The organism is Pseudomonas fluorescens (assembly GCF_001902145.1).
In the GTDB taxonomy this organism is placed as follows: Bacteria; Pseudomonadota; Gammaproteobacteria; order Pseudomonadales; family Pseudomonadaceae; genus Aquipseudomonas; species Aquipseudomonas fluorescens_BV.
This window is the reverse complement of record NZ_MRST01000026.1, coordinates 485,593-510,937: the sequence shown is the minus strand read 5'-3', so window position 1 is coordinate 510,937 and position 25,345 is coordinate 485,593. Positions and strand designations below refer to the sequence as shown.

The following is a 25,345-nucleotide window of genomic DNA, read 5'->3' as shown; positions in this document are numbered from 1 at the left end:
GTCATTTAACTGTCTTGCGCCGCATTAGATAACGGAATTATTGCAGTCGTGTGACAGTAATTTAGTCGCTTGGGCAATTAACGGCACTCTGAACTACCCTTTGGGTCCGAATCCTGACAACCACAAAAGGAAGGTTCCGATGACTTACAGCACTGTTTCCTGGAAAACCCTGCTGGTATCTGCGGTGTTGACGCTGCCAGGGTTGGCGTTTGCGGCAGAGCCGGCGATGACCCAAGACGGGATGTTGGTGGACCACAAGGGCATGACGCTCTACACCTTCGACAAGGACGCTGATGGCAAATCAGTGTGCAAGGACCAGTGCGCGACCAACTGGCCACCGCTGAAGGCAGAGTCCACCGACACCAAGACCGGCGATTGGACGGTGATCACCCGCGACGACCAGACCAGCCAGTGGGCCTACAAAGGCAAGCCTGTCTACACCTACAAGGACGACAAGAAAGCCGGTGACAAGACCGGTGATGGCAAGGGTGGCGCCTGGCATGTGATCAAGCCCTGACTAAGTGGCGGCTTTGAGGCCTTCGCGAGCAAGCCCGCTCCCACATTTTGATTTGCGAATACAGTCAAATGTGGGAGCGGGCTTGCTCGCGAAGGCGTCACCGCAAAATCCTCAGCGAACCGCGTAATCCACCACGATCCCGACAAAAATCGCCAGCCCCGCCCAGTGGTTATGCAAGAACGCCTTGAAGCACTTCATGCGGTCCCTGTCCCGTGTGTACCAGAACTCCCAGACAAAACAGCCCGCTGCCGCCAGCAACCCCAGGTGGAACCACCCGCCCAGCTCGAACCGTGCGCCGGCCAGCAACAGGCACGCCAGCGCCAGGCCTTGCAGGGTGAGGATGATCACGCGGTCAGCGTCACCGAACAGAATGGCGGTGGATTTCACCCCGATCTTCAAATCGTCATCGCGGTCGGTCATGGCGTAATAGGTGTCGTAACCCACCGTCCACAACAGGTTGGCGATGTACAGCAGCCACGCGGTGGCAGGCAAATGGCCGGTCTCGGCGGTAAACGCCATCGGCATGCCCCAGGAAAACGCCGCGCCCAGCACCACTTGGGGGTAATAGGTGTAGCGCTTCATGAACGGGTAGCTTGCCGCCAGTGCGAGGCCGCCCAGGGACAGCAGGATGGTGCTGGCATTGGTCAGCAGCACCAGCAGGAAACTGATGCCCATCAGCACGGCAAAAAACACCAGCGCTTCCTTCGAACTGATCTTGCCGCTCACCAGCGGGCGTTGCTCGGTGCGTTTCACATGGCCATCGACCTTGCGGTCGGCCCAGTCATTGATCACGCAGCCGCCGGCCCGGGTGAGTACCACGCCCAGCACGAAAATCACGATATTGATCAGCGACGGCGAACCCTTGCCGGCGATCCACAGGGCCCACAGTGTCGGCCACAGCAGCAGGTAGATGCCGATGGGCTTGTCCATGCGCGTCAACTGAATGAAATCCCAGGCCCTGGGGTTCAGGCGGTTCAAGGACTTGAGCAGGCGTTGGTACATCAGCAGTTCTCCGGATGATCATGCAGCGCGTGCCAGAAACTGGGCAGGAAGACTTCCGCCACCAGCACGCTCAGCGCCCCGCGGTCGAAGCGCGAACGGCGCGCCCACAGATTATCGGCCTGGTCCGCTGTCGGCAGCCAGGTACGAGGGTAGTGACACACTTCAATGGCCTGGCGGGTAAAGGCGCGGTCGCAGAACAGCAACTCGCCCAGCGAGCGGCTGCCCAACTCGTCCATGTGCAGCCCGTCGCCCTGCAAGGCACTGCGGGCCGCCACGCTGCGGGCGAACACCCAAGGTTGGCCGTGCCCGCGCAAATACACCTCGCGTACCCAACCGATACTGGCCGGCGGCAGGTCCAGGGCGGCGCATTCGTCGTCGCGCAACGGTTGCCAGCCTTCGAACAGCGGCGTCACGCTGAAACCCTCGTCGGACAGCCACGTCAGCCGTCGCGTCAGCGAGCCTTCGTCAAACAGCCAGTTGAGGATCAAGGGCGTGGGCAAGGGGCTCAGAAGGCTCTGGGTCAGCCATTGGCAAGCATCGGGAAGGGCGATTGAGTGCGGCACGGTGAGTCAGTATTGGCAGCAAAAGAGGCGGCGAGCTTACCATGGCACCCTGGGCTTTTGCCGTGCCAAACCCGTCGTTTGCGTCGAACGTGCTTGCATCTGCCGGCCCTGATCAGTACAAAACGCCCTGAGCCGCGCGGCAACGCTGGATCCATCGACCGCCGGCCAACACGCCTGAACCTGAGGAAGCACGTAATGAAGAAGTGGCAATGTATCGTCTGTGGCCTTATCTACAACGAAGCGGACGGCTGGCCGGATGACGGTATTGCACCAGGCACTCTGTGGCAGGACGTCCCGGAAGACTGGCTGTGCCCGGACTGCGGCGTGGGTAAGTCGGACTTCGAAATGATCGAAATCGCGTAATCCCGAATTTAAGAAACGTACTACAAGGAGAAAGGAATGAACGCACCTGTCGTGATCATCGGCACAGGATTGGCCGGTTACAACGTCGCCCGGGAGTTTCGCAAGCTCGACAGCGAGACCCCGTTGCTGCTGATCACTGCCGATGACGGACGCTCCTACTCCAAGCCCATGCTCTCCACCGGCTTTGGCAAGAACAAGGAGGCCGATGGCCTGAGCATGGCCGAACCCGGCGCCATGGCCGAGCAACTCAAGGCCCAGGTGCGCACCCATACGCGCATCAGCGGCATCGACCCAGGCCACAAGCGCCTGTGGATCGGCGAGGAAGCGGTGACCTACCGCGACCTGGTCCTGGCCTGGGGCGCAGAAACCGTGCGCGTACCGGTCGAAGGCGATGCGGCTGAGCTGATTTTCCCGATCAACGACCTGGAAGACTACGCGCGCTTTCGCGCTGCCGCTGCCGGCAAACGGCGCGTGCTGCTGCTTGGCGCTGGCCTGATCGGCTGTGAGTTTGCCAATGATCTGATCCTGGGCGGCTATGAAATCGACCTGGTCGCGCCCTGTGAGCAAGTCATGCCGACCCTGCTGCACCCGGCGGCAGCCGCAGCGGTGCAAGCCGGGCTGGAAGGTATCGGCGCGCGCTTCCACCTGGGCCCGGTGCTCAATCGCCTGCAACGCACGGCTGATGGCCTTGAAGCGCACCTGTCGGACGGTGAAGTGATCCACTGTGACCTGGTGGTGTCTGCCATTGGCCTGCGCCCGCGTGTCGACCTGGCCGCAGCGGCCGGCCTGCAAATCAACCGCGGGATCATGGTGGACCGCCACCTCAAGACCTCCCACGCCAATATCTATGCCCTGGGCGACTGCGCCGAGGTCGATGGCCTGAACCTGTTGTACGTGATGCCGCTGATGAGCTGCGCCCGCGCCCTGGCGCAAACCCTGGCCGGCAATGCCACGGCGGTGAGCTATGGGCCGATGCCCATCACCGTGAAAACCCCGGTGTGCCCGCTGGTGGTCTCACCTGCGCCACGAGGCACTGAAGGCGTGTGGAGTGTCGAAGGGCAGGGTGCCGACATCAAGGCCCTGTGCCGTGATGCCAGCGGCCGCCTGCTGGGTTACGCACTGACCGGCAGCGCTGTGATGGAAAAACTGGCGCTGAACAAAGAACTTCCGCCGTTGCTGGCGTAAATACCACTCGTTCTGTCGCAAACATCACGTTCATCCCCCGAGAAAGGCCTCCGCGAGACTGGCGCGGCGCCCGAGGGCATGCCATCCTCACTCCCGTCTGCCGCAGAGTAGAGCCTGCGGCGCCTTGGCGCTGCTCCACCAGAGAGCAGCACGGACATAACAACAAAAAACCGTCAAAGAGGCTTCACATATGCGTAAACCAGATCTCGCAGCCGCCATCGCTGAAAAAGCCGATCTCACCAAAGAGCAGGCCAACCGCGTCCTCAACGCCGTCCTCGAAGAAATCACCGGCGCCCTGCACCGCAAGGACAGCGTCACGCTGGTCGGCTTCGGCACTTTCCTGCAACGCCACCGCGGCGCCCGTACCGGCAAAAACCCACAAACCGGTGAGCCAGTGAAAATCAAGGCGAGCAACACCGTAGCGTTCAAGCCGGGCAAGTCGCTCAAAGACAGCGTCAACCCGTAAGTTAAGCGGTACCGTCTCGAAGGGAGGCGGGGCGGTAAAGAAGATGGGCACGCCGACTGGGTCGGGTGCCCATTTTTGTTGGGGGGTGAAAAAATGGTAGTGGGGAATATAAGTAGTTGTATCTTGCAGAATTCTTAATGCGGTTATTATGCGTGATGCGCTTCTAAGTTCAGGTGCCAGTAATTTGGCCAACAGCGGTTTTACCGTGGGGCAGCATTTCGTGTCCAAAGGTCTAGAGGAAAGAATTGAAGCACAGGCAAAGATGCCCGGAGCAGAAGTAAAGAAACCAGACGGCACTGTAGACCCTGCCGCGACGGAGGAGCAAAAAATACAGGCGCGTCTTACAGGCGCAGAAATAAAACCTTGAGGTTACTTGAAGATTTCCGTCGTTGTTTCCCCCTCGTAAGTTTGCACAGTCATCCGATAGATATCGGTCCATATATCCCCTGTCGGCCTTTTAACAAGGTGTTTTGCACCAAAGACATAAACAGTTTCACCTAGAGATATCTTTTCTTTGATGTGCTGCGCTGTAGGGGGTACCAAGAATTGATGCAAAAAGACCATAGGGTGACCCTGATGATATAGCCAGGCAGGTTCTCCTACCCAGACGGGTTTATCCTTCATGCAAAGGTATTCATTATCGAGTCGCTCTGTTAGCCATTTTTTTTTATTTTTTGGTGAGCCTTGCGCTACATATTCTTCGTAAAGCTTGCGAGCAAAATCCTCCGCGCTTTCATCTTCCATCGAGGCGGATTTTTTTTCCGCGACAGTCATTGCCGTGCCCCAGAAAACGTGAAAATCAGTCAACTCACTCATGTCTGCTGCTCCTGAAAGGCTTCTCTACCATTGCCCTGTGGTTTTTACAATTCTCACCAAGTCCCAGCCGGTATGGCGATACTTGTCCATTGACTCATGACCCCAAGGCGTCGCCTTGGTCAAGTTCCAATCTTCATGAGCCACTTTTGATCCGGCGCGTTGTGGAATGTATTGATGATTCAGTTCCATCGACACCGTGATTTCCTTGGTCGTGCCAACGCGTCCCTTTAGTCGGTTTCTCGGAGTATTACGATAACGAACCTCTATTCTCATCCGCGGTGCATTGCCTAGGGCCATTCGAGCAAGGTTTCTAGCTGAGTACTGACCTGGCCGGGCATTGGCAGCGGCGGCTTTCCAAACGCCTTTCCTTGCTGTGCTCCAACATTTCCAGCCCCACGGGTCGATCCAGGCGACCGGATTCGGCCCATATTGATAGAGATTGATCCCTCCCGCCAACCCAAGGGGATCCGGTGTGGTAAAGCGCCCGATATCCGGGTCGTAAAACCGGAATGTATTAAAATGCAGTCCCGTTTCTCGATCTAGATATTGCCCCTGAAACCGTAAGTTCTGCTCTTCGATGTAGGTAGGCTCGCGCACTTCCTCCACCGTACCGCCCCACATTCGATAACTGGTCCGCCAGATGACTTCGCCGTCTTCTTCGGTTAGCTGCTCCGGCTGGCTATTGAGGTCGTTATGGTAGTGACGGATTTTTTGCAGAGGCCCCGTACCGTCGACCCGGGCTACGGGCTTGTAGCCTTCATCTTCATAGATATAAAGGCTGGACTGACTATGCTTGGATTCTTGCAAGAGGCGCAGCTCGTCCCAGAGGAAGCGCGTCATCCCCAACTGATAGCCATCGCTGCCATACTCGGCTTTTTCAATGCGACGCCCCAGGGGGTCATAGGTCATCCTTATCCTGTTGCCGCTATCATTTCGTACTTCAACCAGACGACTTTCCGCATCGTAGACAAAGCGCTGTAAACCGCGAGAGGCACTGCGCTTTTCGACCATGCGACCCAAGGCGTCGTACCGGTAACGCTTATCTTGATAGGTCAGCAGCCGGTTATGTTTTACCAGGCCACCTTGATGTGAACTATCGAGCAGGTTGGCTGCGGCATCATAGGCGTAGGTTTCGCTCCGTCCTGCCTGGTGGCTGACAAGAATCCGTTCGGTACTGTCGTAACCCAGATGCTCTTGATGATCGTGCACGCGATCGACACGATGACGTCCAATCACGTTGTCGCTGGGATCGTAGCTATAGTCGGTCTCTACCAGTGGTGGCAACTGCCATGGTTGGTCGATGCTGCGACGCTGTCGGGACCGAACCCTTCCGGTCCGGTCGTAAGCACTACTCGTCTTGAGTTGACCCTGAGTACGCTGCACTTCGCGATGCAAGCGATCACGCTCGAAGTCGCTGATAACCTTTCCATCGAGATTCAACTGATGCAGGTGGCCACTGCCGTAATACAGGCGGTTCAGCCATCGACCATCGGGCAAGCCGGTTTGAATCAGATTTCCCAGTTCGTCGTAACGATGCTGCACAGACCCTGCCGAGCTTTTCTCCTCAAGGAGCTGCCCCATGGCGTCATAGCTGAAGCCGAGTGATTGCTCACTACCATCAGGCGCCGTGAAAGTAACACCGACCAGTTGGTCGTTGAGGTCGTGTACGTAGCTGGTGGTACCGTCCGCAGTTATTTTGCTGACCAGGCGTCCCACGGGATCTCGCTGAAACTGATGTGACAGCGGCACTACCGGCTCACCTTCCGTCCCCGGCAAGTAGTCAACGGCGACGACATCATCCAGCGGGTCATAGGTGTAGCAGCGCCGGCTTTTATCCAGGTCCTGCTGCTGTACCATGCGGTCGGCTGCGTCCCACTCAAAGCGATAACTCTCACCGTTCTCGTTGGTCAGCTTGCTCAGTCGTCCGTAGGCATCATGATCGAACATGACCGTACGGTTATGCGCGTCCCAGCGCTGTTTGACCAGACCGCGAATGTCATAGGCATAGCGTGTGGTGCTGCCGGCAGGGTCTACGTGGGCAGTCAGATAACCACTTGCGCTGCGTTGGAACTGTTCGACGCGGCCGTCCGGAAGCTGACATTCCAGAAGCATCGCCTGAGGGCCGTATCGGTAACGCACCGATTCACCTTCGGCATTGGTCTGCACCACCAGATTGCCAAACGCGTCGTACTGATAACGGGTCGAATACCCAGAACAATCGACTTCTTCAACCAGTTGGCTCCACTCGTTCCAATGCAACGCTCTGGTCTTTTCCGTGGCGTCGATGATTTGCACCGGTTGACCGAAACCGTCATAGACGTAGCGCGTACGGTTTCCCATGGGGTCGATTTCTTCGATGCAGTTGCCACGCTGGTCGTAGCGATAATGCCAACTGTTACCCGCCGGATCGGTTGCCACCTGAGGCAATGCCCAGTGCGGAAGCCACTGCGTGCCACGAGTTCTGGACAGCGGATCGATGACGGTGCTCAGGTTGCCGGACGCGTCATAATGGAAGCGCCACTGTCCGTTTTGTGGGTCAATTGCACCGAGCAACCGACGATCTTCGCTCCATTCAAACTGCCACGTATGGCCCAGGTTATCGACGTAGCGAGTGATCTGGTACTGCGGGTTCCAATGCCGTGTGCTGATCCGCATCAGCCCGTCGGTCACACGGGTAATACCGGCATCGAGGTCGTATTCGAAGCTGTATTCATCGCCCGCATCTGTCCAGTGCCGACTGACGCGCCATTCCTGGCCATCTGGCCCAGGTACTTGAGCCCATTGGTAGAAGCAGCGCAGACCACTCGGCAATTGGTGCTCGGTCATGCGCCTGTCGCTGTCGTAGGCAAAGCTGCGAAGGGTTGTGCCTTGGGCATCCAAGACTTCGGCAAGATCGCCATTGCTGTCATAGCGATAACTGACGAGCACGTCCTTGCGGGCATCGAAATGATCCTGGCGCAGGTATCGCCGCTCGATGTGACTCACACGACGCGGATGCTGCGTTGTATAAGTCAACTCGACATGCATGAAATCATGGGTGTCACGCAAGCGGTGAAGCCTGCCTTGGGCATCGTAATCGAGGAAGATCCGCCCTTCATTGCGATCACCCAACAAGTGCAAGCGCATCCGCGAACTGTTCAGCGGGTCGGGCTCGAACAGCCGATACAGGCCGTCGATGCTCTCGATCAATACCGCGCCGTCGCCGTTGCGTCTCACTGCAAGGCCTTCGCCGGGATCGAATGCTCCACCGGACAACGGGATATAACCGATCTCCAGACGGCGTCCCTGTTCATCGGTATAAAACAGGTTTTCGTCAGCATCTATTTCGACTGACACCTCATAGTCGACGCTCCAGCCAGCGCCGAAGAGGCCGTCCCGGCGTGTGTCGAGGCTGCTGTAGAAGCGCTGCCAATCTATCGGGAGCAATCCTGGCAACGTGAAGTCCAGCTCCTCGTCCCCGCCCAGGATCTTGGCTCCTGTCGCACTGTGCACCGGATTGGGTGAGCCATGCATGGCGCTCTTGAGGGCTGAGGTGACCTTGGCAGTTCCATAAGAGATCGCTCCCCCCACCAGCGCACTTCCGATCATGCAAGGCAGCTTGGTCCAGAAACACTTCACATTGCCCCGCAACGCCATCACCACGGCAATCGCCAGCCCCACCCCCGGCGTTTTCCCGCTACGAATCTCCTGCACCACAATGGTCTCGCCACCAATGCGCACATCCGGCGAAATCAGGCCCTGGGCGGTGCCGATCTTGGCGTCACAGGTACTACGATCCCCGCTGCGCGCGGCAGGCTGCCCGTTGATGAACACCGAGCTGGAACCTTCGGCAATAAACTGCAGGGGCATGGGCGGATGCTTGTTGCATGCCACGGTGTCCAGCGGGCACGGCTCGGTGCCGGGGGCGGGCGAGGCGACGGTTGGGCGCCACATCTGCGAGAAAAACTCACCTGCCATGTCCAGGAAGCTGGGTGCCGGCGGCTCGCTGGGCGCGACCGGCACGGCGGTCATCTTGCCGGCTGCACGGGCAGCTTTTTTGCCATTGATGAACACATTGTGCGAGCCGCTGGTGATGAACGCATCGATCACCGGCGGGAACACCCAGTTGGCGGCGGACTCGCACCAACTGGATATCTTCAAGTCCGCCCCCGTGAGGCCCGCGGTAATGCCGACGACCGCGCCCACCACCAACACCAGGGCCACACCGCCGGTGGCGATGGTCGCACCGGTCGCGAGGAACACTGCCCCGGCAACGGCCAGGCAGCCCACGGTAGTGATCGCCGCATAGGCGGCCACTTCCAGCACACCACCGAGAATGTCGGCCATCACCGAGGTGTGCAGCAGTGCGTCGCCTTCGCGGGCGGCCCAAAGATCCTCACTCATTGCTCAGGCTCGACTCAAGGCGTGGCAAGGAAGTTGAGTGTGCTTTTCAGCGTTGCCCAGTGCGCCGCCTCGGCCAGGCCCAGGGGCTGGGCCTTGACGTAACTGAGGGCGATCAAGCGACGTGTGCCCGGTATCTGCATGGCCAGCTGATATTGGTAAATGTTGTCGTTGCCTTTGCTGAAGTGGTTTTGCACTTCAAAGGCGTCGATGTCCTGCGCCGGACCGACCTTGACCGCTTGCGCCGGGGAATAGCGAAGGTCCTGGACCTGCTGTTCGAGTTTTTTCAACTGGCCTTCGAAATTGCTTTGCAGGCTCTCGCCATCGGCCAAGGGGCTGCGGCTCACCACCAGGGTAGTGCCCAGCTTGGCGAACTTGAGGATATTGATCGAGGTGTCCTGTACCTCGGCATCGGGCAGGGTGAATTGGGCTTCGTTGATCAGGTAATTCATGGTGAAGAAATCTCGTTATTGACCAGCACCGGGCTTACCGGGGAATTTTGATTCGACGGCGGACTTGATCGTGCTTTGCACGCCCTGAGCACCGGGCGAGGTGCCTTTGTCGCTGCCCAGATTGATATCCAGCTTGCCCTTCGTCTGGATCTTGCTGCTGCCGCTGGAGAACAGGTTGAACGAGCCACAGGTCAAGTTGATGTCGCCGCCTGCCTTGAGCTCGATCACGCTGTCGCCGCACACCAGGCGAAGACTCTCGCCGGCCTCGACGGTGTAGTGCGTGGCCGCGCTGTCGGACTTGGCCCCGCCCACGATCACCGTGTCGTTATTGCGCACAACCCGCAGGCGGTTGCTACCGATGGTCACCGTCTCGTTGTGGCCAATACTCTTGTTGCGGTCATGCCCCACCGAATGGCTCTCATCCACCTCCACCACGATGTCCTGGTTACGCTCGGCATGGATATACAACTGCTCCAACCCCTTCTTGTCCTCCATCCGGATTTCATTGAAGTTGGCCGGCGTGCCGCCTTTGCTGGAGCGGCTTTTCATGCCGCTCTGGGTGGCGTTCTCCGGTAAGTCGTAGGGCACCGTCTGCTCAGCGTTGTACACCCGCCCGGTGATGATCGGCCGGTCGGGGTCGCCTTCGAGGAAGCTGACGATCACCTCCTGGCCGATGCGTGGAATCTGCATCGAGCCCCAGTTCTTGCCGGCCCAGGATTGCGACACACGAATCCAGCACGAGCTGTTCTCGTTGGATTGGTCGTGGCGGTCCCAGTAGAAATGCACCTTCACGCGGCCGTACTGGTCGGTCCAGATTTCCTCGCCCTTGGGGCCCACCACCAACGCGGTCTGGGGGCCTTTGACGATGGGGCGGTGAGTGTTGGCCAGCGGGCGGAAACTCTGTTGGGCGTCGATGCAGGTCAGGCTGCTTTCAAACTGCGCCGAGCCTGAACCGCCACCGCTTTCCAGGCTTTCTTGCACGATGTAATAGCGGCAGCCGACGATCAGGTACTCGCGGTTCTGGTCCTGGCGGCTGAAGCCGGTGAGGCTGAACAGATGGCCCGAGCCCAGGCCGCGCGCATTGCCGCTGAACTCGATCTGTTCATGCAGGGTTTGCAGGGCCTCGATGCGGGTGCGCGCGTAGTGTTCGCCGTCGGCGCTTTGCACGTAGGTACCGGGGTAGTCGTACAGCGGGTAGTCGCCGGCGGTGTGCGGGCGCGGCATGGCCGAGCGCACGTCGATGCTCGCGCTGGGGCGCTGGAAGTCGTAGTCGTTAAGCTCCAGCGAGCCCGGCTGCACCTCCTGCGCCAGATGCCAATTGTGCATATGGTCGCGTTCGCGCTGCTGCTCGTCCTTGGGGTAGTAGGGGATCGACGCGTAGCCGGGCACGCTGGTGTGGGCGCCATAGGCGTCGGCCAGCACCAGCACATGGCGGTCCTGTTCATGGCGGAAGAAGTAGTAGATGCCTTCCTGTTCCATCAGTCGGCTGACGAAATCGAAGCTGGTCTCGCGGTACTGCACGCAGTACTCCCACTCGCGATACGGCCGGCTGAGGGCGTCTTCGAAGTCGGAAAAACCCAGGTCACGGAACACCTGCTTGATGATCTGCGGGATGCTCAGGTTCTGGAAAATCCGGCAGTCGGAGGTACGGCTGAGCAACCACAACCAAGGGCGCAGGGTGGCCTGATAACTGGCGAACTGGCCCTGGTCGATGTTCTGGCTGCACCGCGCAACGATGCCGTGAAAGTACCGCTCGCCACCGTCGGCCAGTTGCAGGCCCACGCTCATCGGTTTGCCCAGCAACTGGTTAAGGTCGATGTTGGCGTCCAGGGACGTCAGTTGCAGCTCATAGTTGAACAGCCGGCCCAGCTCTTCACCGCCGCCCATTTCGTTGAGCAGCAGCACATCCGGCCCGAGGGGGCTGGTGATCTTGGCCAGGCGTGAGGCTTGGTTGAATAGCATCGGTTAACCCGTAAGTGTCGTAATAACTGAAGAAACCGAATCCAGTGTGGGAGCTGGCTTGCCTGCGATGACAGTGGATCAGTCAACATTGATGTTGAATGTCAGACCGCTATCGCAGGCAAGCCAGCTCCCACAGTTTTGATCGTGTTTCTTCAGGTCAATCGTTGAACTGGTAGTGCAGTTCATTACCCCGACTACTGATCCGCACCCCCGCCAACGCCTTGCCTTCCAACATGCGCGTGAGGAATTCGCGGCTCATGTCCGGCAGCAGGCTGTTGGTGAGGATGGTATCGATCATGCGCCCGCCGCTTTCAGTCTCGGTGCAGCGCGAGACGATCAGGTCGACCACTGCGTCGTCATACTCGAACGCGACTTTGTGGGTGTTCTCCACACGCTTCTTGATACGGTTCAGTTGCAGGCGCGTGATCGCTTTAAGCATCTCGTCGCTCAGCGGGTAGTACGGGATGGTCACCAGGCGGCCGAGCAAGGCCGGTGGGAAAATCTCCAACAACGGCTGGCGCAGGGCCTTGGCGATTTCCTCGGGCTCGGGAATGTTCGCCGGGTCCTTGCAGACGTGGGAGATCAGTTCGGTACCGGCATTGGTGGTCAGCAGGATCAGGGTGTTCTTGAAGTCGATCACCCGGCCTTCGCCGTCTTCCATCACGCCCTTGTCGAACACCTGGAAGAAAATCTCGTGCACGTCCGGGTGAGCTTTCTCCACCTCATCCAGCAGCACCACGCTGTAGGGTTTGCGCCGTACCGCTTCGGTCAGCACGCCGCCTTCGCCGTAGCCGATATAGCCCGGTGGCGCGCCCTTGAGTGTGGACACGGTGTGGGCTTCCTGGAACTCGCTCATGTTGATGGTGATGACGTTTTGCTCGCCGCCGTACATGGCTTCGGCCAGGGCCAGGGCGGTTTCGGTCTTGCCCACACCCGAGGTGCCGGCCAGCATGAACACGCCAATCGGCTTGCTCGGGTTGTCGAGGCCGGCGCGGGAGGTCTGGATGCGCTTGGCGATCATCTGCAAGGCATGGTCCTGGCCGATGATGCGTTTCTTCAAGTGTTGGTCGAGGTTGAGCACAGTCTCCAGCTCATTGCGCGCCATGCGGCCCACCGGGATGCCGGTCCAGTCGGCGACCACCGAGGCCACGGCCTGGTAATCCACGGTCGGCAGGATCAACGGGGTTTCGCCTTGCAGGGCGGTGAGGCGCTGTTGCAGGTCGACCAATTGCGCACGCAACGCATCGTTGCCGCTGTCCACCACACCGGCTTTCTCGCGCAAGGTTGCGCGGGTGGCGAGCAGTTCATCCACCAAGGCTTTCTCTTCAGCCCAACGGCTTTCCAGCGTGGCCAGACGCTCACGTTCGGCGGTCAGCAGCGCTTCGCTATGGGTTTGACGCGCTCCAATGGCAATGCCGATCGCATGCTCACGGGCGATGATTTGCAGCTCGGTTTCCAGTGCCTCGATACGGCGACGGCTGTCGTCCACTTCCGCGGGTACCGCGTGCAGGCTGATGGCGACGCGTGCACAGGCGGTGTCCAGCAGGCTTACGGACTTGTCCGGCAACTGACGCGCCGGAATGTAGCGGTGGGAGAGCTTCACCGAGGCTTCCAGGGCTTCATCGAGGATCTGCACCTGGTGGTGTTTTTCCATGGTGGAAGCCACGCCGCGCATCATCAGCAGGGCCTTGTCTTCCGACGGTTCGGCAACCTGCACCACCTGGAAGCGGCGGGTCAGGGCCGGGTCTTTCTCGATGTGCTTTTTGTACTCGGCCCAGGTGGTGGCAGCCACGGTACGCAAGGTGCCACGGGCCAGGGCAGGCTTGAGCAGGTTGGCCGCGTCGCCGGTGCCGGCAGCGCCACCGGCACCCACCAGCGTGTGGGCTTCGTCGATAAACAGGATGATCGGCTTGGGTGAGGCCTGCACGTCTTCGATGACCTGGCGCAGGCGCTGTTCGAACTCGCCTTTCATGCTGGCGCCGGCTTGCAACAGGCCCACGTCGAGGCTGCGCAGTTCCACGTCCTTCAAGGCGGGCGGTACGTCACCGGCGACGATGCGCAGGGCGAAACCTTCGACCACGGCGGTCTTGCCCACCCCGGCCTCACCGGTGAGGATCGGGTTGTTCTGGCGCCGACGCATGAGGATATCCACCAGTTGGCGAATCTCCTCGTCACGGCCCACGATTGGGTCGAGCTTGCCGCTGCGGGCCTGTTCGGTCAGGTCCACAGTGAAACGCTTGAGCGCTTCCTGCTTGCCCATCGCGCTGGGCGCCATGGCACCGCTGGCCTCGCCAGGGACGCCGGCATTGAAGCCATCGCTGGCGCTCAAGGCATTTTCCGGCGAGTCACCGACGTATTCATCAAAGCGCTCGCTCAGAGCCTCGGCCTTGATCTTGTCGAACTCGCCGGACAAACCCAGCAGCGCATGGCGCAGGCTCGGTGTCTTCAAGATACCCAGCACCAGATAACCGGTGCGCACCTGGCTTTCGCCGAACATCAGGCTGCCATACACCCAGCCGCGTTCTACGGCCTCTTCCACATGGGAGGACAGGTCGGTGATCGAGGTGGAACCGCGCGGCAGGCGGTCCAGGGCTTCGGTGAGGTCGCGGGCCAGGCGCGCCGGCTCCACGTTGAACTGACGGATGATGCGGTGCAGGTCCGAGTCCTGCAGTTGCAGCAACTGGTGAAACCAGTGGGCCAGTTCCACATACGGATTGCCCCGCAACTTGCAGAACACGGTGGCGGCTTCGATGGCTTTGTAGGCCACGCTGTTGAGTTTGCCGAACAGTGCGGCGCGACTGATTTCACCCATGCTCTGGATTCCTTGAGGTGGTGGCGTGGTCGGCGTAATGCCGGGCCAGGATTAGGTCGTTGGCGTCATGCGCAGGTTGGCCGAGCCAGGTGTTGAAGCCCAGGCGGAACTGGCCGTTGAGTTGCAGCGCCGGAACTTCGGGTTGTTGCAAAACCAGGTTCAAGTCCCAGTCCAATTCATGGCCCAGGTACTCGGCCACCCACGCCACCAGCTCGTTGAACGACTGTTGGCCGGGCAGCATGCCCATGTAGTCATCCAGCGTGAGCGGGCCCAGGCGGATGCGGAATTTGTGCTGGCGGTCCCACACGTGGCTACCCAGGCAGAAGTCCACGCCCAACTGGTTGGCGCTGACCCCCACGCGGCTGCGTTCGGGCAGTTCCAGCCATTGGCCGACGTATTCCTCGATCTCTACCGGCAGGCCGAAGTACTCGCCGAGGATCGCTTTCAAGCCATCCGGGTAGCGGGTTTGCGCCGACAGATGGCCGCTGTAATGCAGCTTCGCGGTATCGGGGATCAGCCCTTGATTGAGCAGGCTCGGCATCCCGCGGCCACTCAGGGCGGCGAGGCGGGCGGACCAGTAGTCATCGTCCGGGCGGTCATGGCTGACCGTTGGCCGCGCCTCGGCCCAGGCCCGATAGAACAGGGTCAGCAGGCGATGGTGGAACACATCCAGGAACTGCTTGCTGGTGCTGTCGGCGTTGTTGCGTTGGCGCTCGCGCACGTATTCGGTGATGTGCAGCGGCAGCGGCCCGTTGGGGCCGCCGAGGCCGAAAAAGAACTGCTCCAACCGCGCCGGCTTGCCGTCGCCACCGGGGTCGACTGAGGCGAGTGTGGCCGGGGCGAAGGTGCAATCGGCCTGCTGCCCCAGGCGCAGCGGATCATCGGCCAGGCGCAGGGAGTGGCCCAGGCGTGGCAGCTCGGGCGTTTCGCACTCGATGCGCCGCAATGCCTGGAAGAAGTCATATTCCCAGGGCTCCTGGTGCATCGCGTCCAGGGTTCTCACAGGGTCGGACGCCGTCCGGGCTTGGCTTTCCATCGCATGATCTCGCCGCGTTCGGTGGTACGGATCACCGTCTCGGTAAAGCTGTTGATCGACACGTAGCGTGCCAGGAAGCGCTCCAGCACTGCACCGAGCAGGAACACGCCGGTGCCGCGAAACGCGTTTTCATCGAACTCCAGGGTGATTTCCAGGCCGCGGCCAAACACAATCGGGCCCGGCATCGGCAGGCGTCGGGTTACCGCCTTGCTGCTGACTTCGCGCAGGCCTTCGATCTGCAATTGCAGGGCGGCGTCATTGCTGTCGCCGTACAGGCGCAGCAGTTCGCGCAAGGCGCCGGCGCCCTGGCCCTCTTCGCTCAAGGACAGGTAGTTGAGCGACAACTGGCTGATCAGGCGCCAGGCCTTGGCGTCATGCGCATGGCTGGCACGCGGGCGGCTTGGCCCGGCGACGCACCGCACGGCCAGTACCGGCGCACTGTCGGCCAGGGTGAAGTCGGTCTTGCCGTTGCCCACGCTCATGAACAGCGGCAGGTCGCGGTTGGTGCACAGCGCCGTCACGCCCAGTTGGCGCAGGTCATGGCGATACGGCGCCTGGCGGCTGTCCACCAGGCTGACGAAGGTTTCACTGCCCACATAAGTGGAGCGCGGGCCATTGCGGCGCTGATCGCTGGACAGCACCCGCGGCTCGCGGCGCACGCTGTAATACGCCTGGTCGCGGCCATAGCGCGACGGATCGCGCACCGCATAGAACGGCAAAAACGGCTGCTCCGGCCCGGTGCCATGGCCGGTGATACCGCTCAACGAGTGAATTTCAAAGTCCATCGGCCGCGTACGGTCGGCGATCACGTGGTGTTCATTGACCCGATCGGACAAGTGGATGCGATCCACCCGCTTGGGGAACAGGTTGATGGCAGGTGTGCAAAACGGTAAAAACTGCGCCGCGCCGACGCTGCCTTCCAGGCTCGGTTCGTGGCGGTCGAACAGCACGATCAGTTCCAGCTCCTGGCCGTCACACCGTTTGACCGCACGGCTCAACTCGGCGAATTCAACGAACAGGAAGCGATGGGGCAGGGCAAAGTATTCCTGCAACAGGCGATAGCCCTGGAACGCCCGCGCCACCACCGGCATGGCCGCATCGGCATCGTCGAACCCTCGCGAGCGCAACGCGCTCTGGGGCAGGCGCTCGACCCAATCGCCACCGGGCTGGCGCGCAAACACCGCGCAGGCGTTGCCCAGCAGTTGTTCGTAGAGGCGAAACGGTTGTTCATCAGCGCCGCTCAGGTACAGCGGCAAGGTATCCAGGTCGAGGCTGTTGAACGGCAGCTCGGCACCGGTGCGCAGGGTCAGGCGCAGGCCGGCCTTGGCCTTCGGTTCGCTGGCGGCCAGGCGCCCGAGCACGGCGGCGGGGTTGCCGAAATATTCGGCGTTGCTGACCTGCAACGGCCACAGCGTCACCGGGTGCGCGGTGCGGTACTCGCAGCAGGTCTGGGTTTCACGGCCCAGGGCGGCACGCAGCACCGTGTCACGGGGCAGTGGGAAACCGCCGGCCAGGGAGCCTTCATCGGGGTCGGTCTGCAATTGCACCACGGTCATCGACGGCGTCGGTGCCAGGTAGTGCGGGTAGGCGATTTCCAGCAGATTGTGGGTGAAGGTCGGGTACTCGGCGTCGAGCTTGAGCTGCACGCGGGCCGTGAGATAGGCGAAGCCTTCAAGCAAACGTTCGACGTACGGGTCGGCGCAGTCCATACCGGACAGGGTCAGCCGACTGGCGATCTTGGGGTATTCCTTGGCGAACTCGGCGGCGCTTTCGCGCACGTGGTGCAGTTCCTGGTTGTACAGCTCCAGCAGGCGCGGGTTCATGGGCGTCTCCGCTGGTCGGCATTGAGCACGCGCACATGGCCGGACTCCAGGTCCACGTCGGTCTGCAACAGCAAGCGCAACGGCACCGGCTGTGCCCACAGGTCGCCTTCAATCTCGAAACTCAGGGCGTTGTGATTCATCTCGCCATGGCCCATGCGTGCCTTGACCCGCAAGGTGTGGCGCAAGATACGCGGCTCGAAGGTGGCGATGGCCTGGTAAATCAAGGCTTCCAGGGCTTTGATATCGACGCTCGAAGCGCTGTTGCCCGCCAGTGCCGGCAGGCCGTAATTGACCACCGACGTGCCGGCCGGGGTGTGCAGCGTGGCGTCGGTATCGAGTAACGAGGTGGTGTTAAGCAACCACGCCAGGTCACGCAGCACCGAGGCTTTCAATTGGGTCAGGGACAGCACGCGTTTGTCGGCGCTTTCCTTGGGGTTGGTCGGGTCGTCGTCGGTCAACCGGTCCAGCAGGGACGGTTGCAGACGGTCGCGGGAAGCGATTTCAGTTACCACCAAAGCAGCTCCACGGACGGGTTGCGAGAGGGACACAATGGCCGTGGCACCAGGCCACGGCCACACGGGCTATCAGCGTTTGGTGTTGGAGCGGATGTTCCAGCCAAACTTGATGGCGCCGCCGTCTTTGGTGCCGTCGGCTTTCTGCGGCTGGTAGTCGACCATCACTTGGGCGAAGTTCAGGGTGACGTTTTCGGTCAGGCGGTCATCGCTGCCCGAACCGCCGGTGCTCAAGGAGGTGACCAGCACTTCTTCCAGGTTGATCACCATGTACTCGACCTGGCTCTCGCCACCGGCCTTGCGCACGGTCAGCTTGACCTTGTCGATGTGCTTGCCGCTGGCGCAGTGCATCATCAGGTTGGGCGAAGCCTTGTCGACGTATTTGGTCAGCGACAAGTCCTGGATATTCACCTTGCCCGCGCCACCGCCACCGCCGACGTGCATGTTGCCGGACTGGGACATGCCCCAGCTCCAGTTCAACACATCGATTTCGTCCTTGTGGGCCTTGTCCATGGACTCGCCCTTGATGTCGCCGATCTTGATGAAAATATCAACAGCCATGTTTTCTCCCTGTGTGGCTCAGGCCACGAATGTGTTGTCCCCGACCCCTGTAGGAGCGAGCTTGCTCGCGAAGGTCGTTAACGATGACGCAGGCATCCTGAATGAGCGTGGCGTCTTTCAGTTTTTCGCGAGCAAGCTCGCTCCTACAGGAGGCGAGCCGGTTCGCGGTTAGTTAGGCGCTTTTTGCCGAAGGCAGTTTCGATACCAGGCGCAACGACACCGTCAGCCCTTCAAGCTGATAGTGCGGGCGCAGGTAGAACTTGGAGTTGTAATACCCCGGGTTGCCTTCGACTTCTTCCACGATCACTTCGGCCGCCGCCAACGGGTGCTGGGCCTTGGTGGTTTCGGTGGAGTGCGCCGGGTCGCCGTCGACGTAGTTGAGGATCCAGTCCTGCAACCAGCGCTGCATTTCGTCCTTCTCTTTGAAGGAGCCGACCTTGTCGCGCACGATGCACTTCAAGTAGTGGGCGAAACGGCAGGTGGCGAACAGGTACGGCAGGCGTGCGGCCAGGTTGGCGTTGGCGGTGGCGTCCGGGTCGTCGTATTCGGCAGGTTTCTGCAGCGACTGGGCGCCGATGAACGCGGCGAAGTCGGTGTTTTTCTTGTGCAGCAGCGGCATGAAACCGTTCTTCGCCAGTTCCGCTTCACGGCGGTCACTGATGGCGATTTCGGTCGGGCACTTCATGTCCACGCCACCGTCATCGGTAGGGAACGTGTGGGCCGGCAGGTTTTCCACTTCACCGCCAGACTCGATGCCGCGGATGCGCGAGCACCAGCCGTAGTGCTTGAACGAACGGTTGATGTTCACTGCCATGGCGTAGGCGGCGTTGGCCCAGGTGTACTTGGAGCTGTCGGCGCCGTCGGTGTTTTCTTCGAAGGCGAAGGCTTCCACCGGGTCGGTCTTGGCGCCGTACGGCAGGCGTGCCAGGAAGCGCGGCATGGTCAGGCCGATGTAGCGCGAGTCTTCCGATTCACGCAGCGAGCGCCAGCCGGCGTATTCCGGGGTGGTGAAGATCTTGGTCAGGTCGCGTGGGTTCGACAGTTCCTGCCACGAACCCATGCCCATTACGGTCGGCGAGGCCGCAGCGATGAAAGGCGAGTGCATGGCGGCGCAGACTTTCGACAGCTCGCCCAGCAGTTCCACGTCGGGCGGCGACTGGTCGAAGTAGTAGTCACCCACCAGGCAGCCGTAAGGTTCGCCACCGAACTGGCCGTATTCCTCTTCGTACATCTTCTTGAAGATCGGGCTCTGGTCCCACGCGGTGCCCTTGAATTTCTTCAGGGTCTTGTGCAGGTCTGGCTTGGAGATGTTGAGCACGCGAATCTTCAGTTGCTCATCGCTCTCGGTGTTATTGACCAGGTAGTGCAGGCCACGCCAGGCGCTTTCCAGTTGTTGGAAATCCTGATGGTGGATGATCTGGTTGATCTGGGCGGTGAGCTTGGCGTCGATGGCGGCGATGATCGATTCGATCGACTTGATCGCGTCGTTGGACACCAGGTCGGTTTGCGCCAGGGCCTGTTCAGCCAGGGTGCGCACCGCGGTTTCAACGGCTTCGCGGGCACGCTCGGTCTTGGGCTTGAATTCTTGCAGCAGCAGGTTCGCGAACTCGCTGGCTTCTTCGGTGGTACCCAGGATCTGGCTGCCTTCGCGGGCGGTATTGTCCGTCATGATTACTGCTCCCCTGCAGGCTTGGGCGCGCTGGCAAGTGCCTGAAGCAATGCCGGGTCCTTGATCGCCTTCATGATGATTTCTTCAGCGCCAGTCTTGCCGTCCATGTAGGTCAGCAGGTTGGCCAATTGGGTGCGGGCTTCGAGCAGCTGGTTCAGGGAGTCGACCTTGCGGGCCACGGCGGCCGGGCTGAAGTCGTCCATGCTTTCGAAGGTGATGTCCAGGCTCAGGTTGCCAACGCCTGTCAGCTCATTGGGTACGTGGAACGCGACGCGTGGTTGCATGGCCTTGAGGCGTGAGTCGAAGTTGTCGACGTCCACCTCAAGGAACTTGCGGTCGGCCACGGGTGCCAGCGGCTCGGCAGGCTTGCCGGCGAGGTCGGCCATCACGCCCATCACGAAGGGCAGCTGGACCTTTTTCTCGGCGCCGTAAAGCTCGACGTCGTACTCGATCTGCACTCGAGGCGCACGGTTGCGCGCGATGAATTTCTGAGAACTTTGCTTCGCCACGTTGCTGCTCCTGGTCGCTTGAGCGACGGTGTTGTTACTGCACGGTCCGGCGGCTTACTCGCTTTCCGGGCCGCGCAGGTTTTCAAATTGGGACATGCCATCGGGAATCAGATTGCGCACGATGGCCGCAAAATCGGCATGTACCAGATTCTTGGCTCGGTTCAACAGCACCGGCAGCGGGCTCGAAGGCTCGTGGCGGGTGTAATACGCAAGGATTTTGTCGAGGCTACGCAGCACATCGTCGCGGGTGGCGATGTCGCCAGTCGGGCGGGGGGCTGCGGGCGCGGCGGCGGCGTCGACCGAAGGGGCATTGTCTTCACTGACGGCCTCGGGATCGCTGCTGCTGTCGGTGCCTGGCACCGCTTGATTGAGCAGTTGCAGGGCCTGTTTGAGCGGCTGCTTCAAGGCGCTGAGGTCCACGCCCTGGGCGGAACCGACTTGGTCATTGACCTGTTGCTCAATGGCCTCGCACGCCGCACGCGCTGCGCTCAAGGCGTCACGGGTGGCTTGCAGTTGTTCGGGGTCGCTGTCCAGGAACGCGGCGTTGAGTTGCTGGTTGCCCAACTGCTCATCGGCAAAACTCTGCAGGCCGCTGGCGTTGAGCGCTGCGCGCAGGCTCACGGGCCCGAAGGTGCGCGAGCGCGTCAGGATGCTTTCGCGCAGCAGACGAATATTGGTGTCGCAGGTCAGGCCGCTAAGGGCGTTGATGCGCACGGTAGGGTCGTTGTCATCGTCGGCATCCAGGCGCGGGTGCAGATCGGCCCAGTATTGGCGCAGCAAGGCGTCGATCAGCGTGAGGACTTCGGCCAGCCCGGCCACACCCTGGAGGGCGAGGGTGCTTTGCAGCAGAAAGTGGGTGATGCGCAGGTCTTTGCTGCGCTGCAACAGGTCGAGGCTTTGCTGCTGGATGCTGCGCCACTCGGGCGGCTCAGCGGGCAGGATCGAGTCGCCCATGCTGCGTTCGGGTTGGCCCTTGGCATCACGTTCCAATTGCAGAAATTGCGCGTCATATTCCATGTCTTCGCCACAAGGCGACGTCGCGGAAACGGCGGTGAGCAGCAACGGCACATCCACTGAATTCGATCTCCTTATCGGCCCGCTGGACGGCGGGCAATGCATGCACTAGTTGCGTAATGAACGGTGCATGTTTTCCTGGTTATACAATCAGAGTGCCACTACTGCGCCATCACTGATGTTCAAGAAGTTGTGCATTTTTGGTGTAGTACTTATGGCTTGTCAAGGTAAGCTATTCGCCCTCTGTGACAGATGTGCGGTGTTTAACAACCTGCGCGACTGGCGGGTCGAAAGGCGTGCCCAGAGCGGATTTTTGTCATGGAAGCCAGTTAAGATCAGCGATCATGCTGGTAAAAGCAGATGTTGGCGGTCGTTTGTACGACAGGACGGGACTCTCCAGGGCGGCGCTGCCCCTTGGGAAGACCGCGCGCGATGTATCAGCAAGGAGGCAAGATGTCGCTGTGTTTGACTATCACTAGTTATCACAAGATCACCCCTGGGCAATGCCCCGAAAAGTCCATGGATCAGGGCGTGATGGCTATTGGCCGCAGTTCTGACAATGACTGGGTATTGCCCGACCCTGAGCGTCTCGTCTCTTCGCAACATTGCGTTATTCAATACAAAGATGGCCGTTATTACTTGACCGATAACAGCACCAATGGTGTGGAGTTGGTCAAGGCGGGTATTCGTATGCGTCGGGGTAACAGCGAGCCGTTGCAAGACGGCGAGTTGATCCGCATCGGCGATTACGAAATCCAGGCGCGTATCGACTTCAACGTGCAGGCCATCGACAGCCAGCCATTTGCCGGTGACTCACCCAACAGCTTTGAAGCGCTGATGGGCGCCGTGGCGAGCCAACCTGCGCCCACGCCGATGATCGCGCCGCAGTTCCAGGGCGCCTCGTCCATGGAAACCTTGCCAGACCTGTTCGACTTCCTCAGCCCCACCGCCGTGCCGCCGCCCACCGTGGCGGACCATGTACCGTGCGAGCAACACGATTTTCGCCCCCCGGCTCCAGTGGCCGTACCGGCGCCCGAAAAGCCATTAGTGCAAGGCTCGGTGATTCCCGAAGACTGGGACCTGTTCAGCGACGCGCCCGCACCCGTCGTCAATGCTGCGCCCGCCCCAGCACCGATCATCCCACCGCCGCCCGTGGTCGAGCCTGTTGCGCTCCCCGTGGCCAATGCCGAGCCATCACCGGACCTCCTGCAAGCCTTCCTGCGCGGTGCGGGCCTGGACCAGTTGCGTCTGGACAAAGCCGACGCTTGTGCGCAGATGGAAAGCATCGGCCGCAGCTACCGGCTGATGGTCGAGGGCCTGATCGACGTATTGCGCGCCCGTGCCAGCCTCAAGGGCGAGTTCCGCATGCAGCAGACAATGATCCGCCCCGCCGAAAACAACCCGTTGAAATTCGCCCCGAATGCCGATGAAGCGTTACTGCTGTTGCTGCGTCATGGCAACCAGGCGTTCATGGCGCCGGATCTTGCCGTACGTGACAGTTTCGACGACCTGCGCGCCCACCAGTTGGCCGTGATGGCTGGCGTGGAAGCGGCGATCAAGCACCTGCTTACGCGCTTTGAACCGGCGCAATTGGAAGAGCGCATGGGCAAGCCCGGCGGCCTCTCCAGTCTCTTCAACGGTTCGCGCCAGGCCCAGTACTGGCAGCAGTTCACCGAGCTTTACAGCAACATTTCCCGCGAGGCCCAGGAAGATTTCCAGGACCTGTTCGGTCGCGAATTCAGCCGGGCCTACGAAGAACACAGTGCACGACAGCGACGCTGAAAACGCCTCGCACTAATGGATAAAACGGATAGCTAAATACGTCATTGAGGACGCAGGATGATTCCCAGGTTTTTACTCGCAGCCGCCACCACGCTGCTGCTGACGGCGTGTGCCAACGACACTGCCCAACCCCAGGCGGCTGCCGAGGCCGAAGCTGACACGGCCGCCGTTGAGCTGCATTTTCACGCGATTGCCGGGCTTAACCCCGGTGCCAACGGCCAGGCCGCGCCGGTGCGGGTGCGCATTTTCGAGTTGAAAAACGCCGCGACCTTTTCACGCTCCGATTACTTCGCCCTGGCTGACCGTGCGCAATCCACCCTCGGCCTCGACCTGCTGGACCAGGACGAAGTGATGGTGCAGCCCGGCCAACAACTGAGCCTGCAGCGCGATCTCGACCCGTCCACGCGCCAGATCGGCTTGCTGGTGGGCTACCGCGAGTTGGACCGTGCGCAATGGCGCACGGTCATCAACGTGCCGCCGCGCCAATACAGCGAATACCAGATCAGCCTCGACGTGCATGCCGTGCGCGCCGACGTCGTGGCTTCCCCATCCAGCCCAGCCCAATAACAAGCAATCGGAGCCCCCATGTCCTGGAACAATCGCGTGGTCTGGTCGGAAGGCATGTTCATCGGAACGCAGCACTTCCAGCAGCATGACCGTTACCTGGAAAACCTGATCGATGCCCGCAGCCGCCCGTTGTCGGCGGGTGCCTGGGGGTTCTCCGAGCTGCTGATCGACCAGGGCCTGCTGGCCCAGGGCAAGCTGGCGATCGTGTCGGCCCGCGGCCTGTTGCCCGATGGCACGCCGTTCAATATTCCCCAGGACGACCTGGCGCCGAGCCCGTTGAATATCGACGACAACCTGCGCGACGGCCTGGTTTACCTGGCCCTACCGCTCAAGCGCGCCGGCGCCCGTGACACGGTGGACGAGGGCCAAGCCCTGGAAGCGGCGCGCTACGTGAGCCAGGTGCGTGAAGTGCGCGACGACAACGCCCCGTTTGAAAACCGTGCGCCGGTGGCCGTGGGTTCGCGGGCATTGCGCCTGCTGACAGCCCAGGACGGCATCAGCGACTACGCCGCCATCGGCCTGGTACGCATCAAGGAAAAGCGCGCCGACCGCGCGTTGGTGCTCGATGACACTTACATCCCGCCCGTGCTGGACGTGGCCGCAAGCAAGCCGCTGACGGCCTTTCGCAGCGAACTGCTGGGCCTGTTGCACCAGCGTGGCGAAGCCCTGGCCGGCCGCGTGGTGGCCTCGGGTGCCGGTGGTGCCTCGGAGATCGCCGACTTCATGCTGCTGCAACTGGTCAACCGCGCCCAGCCGCTGATCCAGCACTTCAGCCAGTTGAGCCCGTTGCACCCGGAGCGCTTCTTCAGCGAACTGGTCAGCCTGGCCGGTGAGTTTTCCACCTTCTCAACCTCCAGCCGTCGCCCTCTGGAATACCCGCAGTACCAGCACGACGACCTGGCCTTGAGCTTCATGCCGGTGATGGCGGCCTTGCGTGAGGCGCTGTCGATGCTGATCGACAGCAAGGCCACGCCGATCCCTATTGTGGAGAAAGCCTACGGCATCCATGTGGCGATGCTGGCCGACAAGACCCTGCTCGACAACGCCAGTTTCATCCTCGTGGTACGCGCCGATGTGCCCGGCGAAACCCTGCGTGCGCGTTTCGGCCAGCAGAGCAAGGTCGGCTCGGTGGAGCACATCCGCGACATGGTCAACCTGCAACTGCCGGGCATCGGCCTGCTGCCGTTGCCGGTGGCGCCGCGCCAGTTGCCTTACCACGCCGGCAGCACCTACTACGAGCTGGACCGTGGCAGCGAGCACTGGCAGCAGCTGAATAATTCCGGCGGTTTCGCCTTCCATATCGCCGGGCAGTTCCCGGGCTTGAACCTGGCCTTCTGGGCGATCCGAGGATAAT

Annotated in this window: 22 protein-coding genes; 8 read left to right on the top strand and 14 right to left on the bottom strand. The window is 61.0% G+C overall.

The features are described from left to right. Positions 1–139: 139 nt before the first annotated feature. Positions 140–517 carry a COG4315 family predicted lipoprotein gene (locus tag BUE92_RS21865; protein ID WP_073526221.1) on the top strand — a complete coding sequence of 126 codons (378 nt, stop codon included), beginning with the start codon at positions 140–142 and terminating at the stop codon, positions 515–517. Between the two features lie 111 nt (positions 518–628). Here the strand turns inward: BUE92_RS21865 and ubiA are convergent, their stop codons facing one another. Then, positions 629–1,519 (bottom strand): 4-hydroxybenzoate octaprenyltransferase, encoded by an 891-nt coding sequence (gene ubiA / locus BUE92_RS21860; protein ID WP_014720511.1) that lies wholly within the window; start codon positions 1,517–1,519, stop codon positions 629–631. Beyond that, positions 1,519–2,082, bottom strand: coding sequence for a chorismate--pyruvate lyase family protein (locus tag BUE92_RS21855; RefSeq protein WP_073526220.1), 564 nt, complete (start codon positions 2,080–2,082; stop codon positions 1,519–1,521). Before BUE92_RS21855 ends, ubiA begins: the two co-directional genes overlap by 1 nt. 195 nt (positions 2,083–2,277) lie before the next feature. On the opposite strand from BUE92_RS21855, the gene BUE92_RS21850 reads away from it, so the two are divergent. From BUE92_RS21850 to BUE92_RS28560, 4 genes are all read left to right on the top strand, one after another. Further along, entirely contained in the window at positions 2,278–2,445 is a 168-nt protein-coding gene (locus tag BUE92_RS21850; RefSeq protein ID WP_014720509.1) for a rubredoxin, read from the top strand. Positions 2,446–2,481: 36 nt separating this feature from the next. Further along, positions 2,482–3,630, top strand: a complete 1,149-nt coding sequence (locus tag BUE92_RS21845) for an NAD(P)/FAD-dependent oxidoreductase (RefSeq protein WP_003195591.1) — start codon at positions 2,482–2,484, stop codon at positions 3,628–3,630. Positions 3,631–3,820: 190 nt separating this feature from the next. Further along, on the top strand, positions 3,821–4,096 hold the full coding sequence (locus BUE92_RS21840; RefSeq protein ID WP_003195589.1) for an HU family DNA-binding protein: 276 nt from the start codon (positions 3,821–3,823) through the stop codon (positions 4,094–4,096). Positions 4,097–4,244: 148 nt separating this feature from the next. Next, on the top strand, positions 4,245–4,463 hold the full coding sequence (locus BUE92_RS28560; RefSeq protein ID WP_073526219.1) for a hypothetical protein: 219 nt from the start codon (positions 4,245–4,247) through the stop codon (positions 4,461–4,463). Between the two features lie 2 nt (positions 4,464–4,465). On the opposite strand, the gene BUE92_RS21830 is transcribed toward BUE92_RS28560, so the two are convergent. From BUE92_RS21830 to tssA, 12 genes are all read right to left on the bottom strand, one after another. Further along, entirely contained in the window at positions 4,466–4,912 is a 447-nt protein-coding gene (locus tag BUE92_RS21830) for a hypothetical protein (protein WP_073526218.1), read from the bottom strand. A gap of 24 nt (positions 4,913–4,936) precedes the next feature. Further along, on the bottom strand, positions 4,937–9,295 hold the full coding sequence (locus BUE92_RS21825; RefSeq protein WP_073526217.1) for an RHS repeat-associated core domain-containing protein: 4,359 nt from the start codon (positions 9,293–9,295) through the stop codon (positions 4,937–4,939). A gap of 14 nt (positions 9,296–9,309) precedes the next feature. Next, entirely contained in the window at positions 9,310–9,744 is a 435-nt protein-coding gene (locus BUE92_RS21820; protein WP_073526216.1) for a DcrB-related protein, read from the bottom strand. A 15-nt stretch (positions 9,745–9,759) separates the two neighbouring features. Further along, entirely contained in the window at positions 9,760–11,706 is a 1,947-nt protein-coding gene (locus BUE92_RS21815) for a type VI secretion system Vgr family protein (protein WP_073526215.1), read from the bottom strand. 157 nt (positions 11,707–11,863) lie between these two features. Beyond that, positions 11,864–14,518 carry a type VI secretion system ATPase TssH gene (tssH, locus tag BUE92_RS21810; RefSeq protein WP_073526214.1) on the bottom strand — a complete coding sequence of 885 codons (2,655 nt, stop codon included), beginning with the start codon at positions 14,516–14,518 and terminating at the stop codon, positions 11,864–11,866. Next, complete coding sequence (tssG, locus tag BUE92_RS21805; protein WP_073526213.1) at positions 14,511–15,554, bottom strand: type VI secretion system baseplate subunit TssG; 1,044 nt, start codon at positions 15,552–15,554, stop codon at positions 14,511–14,513. Before tssG ends, tssH begins: the two co-directional genes overlap by 8 nt. Continuing rightward, positions 15,518–17,377, bottom strand: coding sequence for a type VI secretion system baseplate subunit TssF (gene tssF / locus BUE92_RS21800; protein ID WP_073526212.1), 1,860 nt, complete (start codon positions 17,375–17,377; stop codon positions 15,518–15,520). The genes tssG and tssF overlap by 37 nt, the downstream gene beginning before the upstream one ends. After that, positions 17,374–17,889: a type VI secretion system baseplate subunit TssE gene (gene tssE, locus BUE92_RS21795; RefSeq protein WP_003195563.1), complete on the bottom strand. Its 516-nt coding sequence runs from the start codon at positions 17,887–17,889 to the stop codon at positions 17,374–17,376. The genes tssF and tssE overlap by 4 nt, the downstream gene beginning before the upstream one ends. A 72-nt stretch (positions 17,890–17,961) precedes the next feature. After that, positions 17,962–18,450, bottom strand: a complete 489-nt coding sequence (locus tag BUE92_RS21790; protein ID WP_003195562.1) for an Hcp family type VI secretion system effector — start codon at positions 18,448–18,450, stop codon at positions 17,962–17,964. 172 nt (positions 18,451–18,622) lie between these two features. Next, complete coding sequence (tssC, locus tag BUE92_RS21785) at positions 18,623–20,119, bottom strand: type VI secretion system contractile sheath large subunit (protein WP_073526211.1); 1,497 nt, start codon at positions 20,117–20,119, stop codon at positions 18,623–18,625. Positions 20,120–20,121: 2 nt separating this feature from the next. Next, positions 20,122–20,628: a type VI secretion system contractile sheath small subunit gene (gene tssB / locus BUE92_RS21780; protein ID WP_073526210.1), complete on the bottom strand. Its 507-nt coding sequence runs from the start codon at positions 20,626–20,628 to the stop codon at positions 20,122–20,124. A gap of 54 nt (positions 20,629–20,682) precedes the next feature. Beyond that, entirely contained in the window at positions 20,683–21,702 is a 1,020-nt protein-coding gene (gene tssA, locus BUE92_RS21775) for a type VI secretion system protein TssA (RefSeq protein WP_073526208.1), read from the bottom strand. A 393-nt stretch (positions 21,703–22,095) separates the two neighbouring features. On the opposite strand from tssA, the gene tagH reads away from it, so the two are divergent. Genes tagH through tssK form a run of 3 tightly spaced genes read left to right on the top strand, consistent with a single transcriptional unit; the run spans position 22,096 to position 25,344 of the window. Further along, entirely contained in the window at positions 22,096–23,424 is a 1,329-nt protein-coding gene (gene tagH, locus BUE92_RS21770; protein ID WP_073526206.1) for a type VI secretion system-associated FHA domain protein TagH, read from the top strand. 57 nt (positions 23,425–23,481) lie between these two features. Next, the gene (tssJ, locus tag BUE92_RS21765) at positions 23,482–23,991 is read left to right on the top strand and encodes a type VI secretion system lipoprotein TssJ (protein ID WP_073526205.1); all 510 of its coding nucleotides are present in this window, start codon (positions 23,482–23,484) and stop codon (positions 23,989–23,991) included. An 18-nt stretch (positions 23,992–24,009) separates the two neighbouring features. Beyond that, on the top strand, positions 24,010–25,344 hold the full coding sequence (tssK, locus tag BUE92_RS21760; RefSeq protein ID WP_073526204.1) for a type VI secretion system baseplate subunit TssK: 1,335 nt from the start codon (positions 24,010–24,012) through the stop codon (positions 25,342–25,344). The last annotated feature ends 1 nt before the right edge of the window (position 25,345 follow it).